We start from the raw sequence: 615 nt of genomic DNA, 5'->3' as shown, positions 1-615 counted from the left end.
GCCTGAAGGTCAATCTGAACTATGCGGGCAGGTTTTTAAGATTGAATATTCAGAGAAAAGGCGGCGTTTTGTTTATGTGCGTATATATAGCGGAACATTGCATTTGAGGGATGTTATTAGAATATCTGAAAAAGAGAAAATAAAAATCACAGAGATGTGTGTTCCGACAAACGGTGAAATCGTCCCGGCTGACCATGCCTGTCCGGGAGAAATTGTTATTTTAGCTGATGATACTTTGAAACTGAACGATATCCTGGGAAATGAAAAACTCCTGCCTCACAAAACACGGATTGATAATCCCATGCCATTACTTCGGACAACGGTAGAGCCGCAAAAGCCGGAGCAAAGGGAAGCCCTGTTAAATGCCCTCGCAGAGATTGCTGATACAGACCCTCTTTTGCATTTTGACATTGATACTGTTACCCATGAGATTATGTTATCTTTTTTGGGGAATGTGCAGATGGAAGTCATTTGTGCCATCCTTGAGGAAAAATATCATGTGGAGGCAGAAATAAAAGAGCCTACTGTTATATATATGGAAAGACCGCTTAGAAAAGCAGAATATACCATCCACATAGAAGTCCCGCCAAATCCTTTCTGGGCTTCTGTCGGGTT

1 pseudogene is annotated in these 615 nt (G+C 41.8%); it reads left to right on the top strand.

Annotation, left to right across the window (positions count from 1 at the left end):
* A pseudogene (locus H8Z79_RS16690) lies at positions 1–615 on the top strand (tetracycline resistance ribosomal protection protein); the annotation flags it as partial.

It is taken from the genome of Blautia intestinalis (assembly GCF_014297355.1).
Classification (GTDB): Bacteria; Bacillota; Clostridia; order Lachnospirales; family Lachnospiraceae; genus Blautia_A; species Blautia_A intestinalis.
Note: the sequence above shows the minus strand (reverse complement) of the source record. Positions and strands in the feature narration are given on the sequence as shown.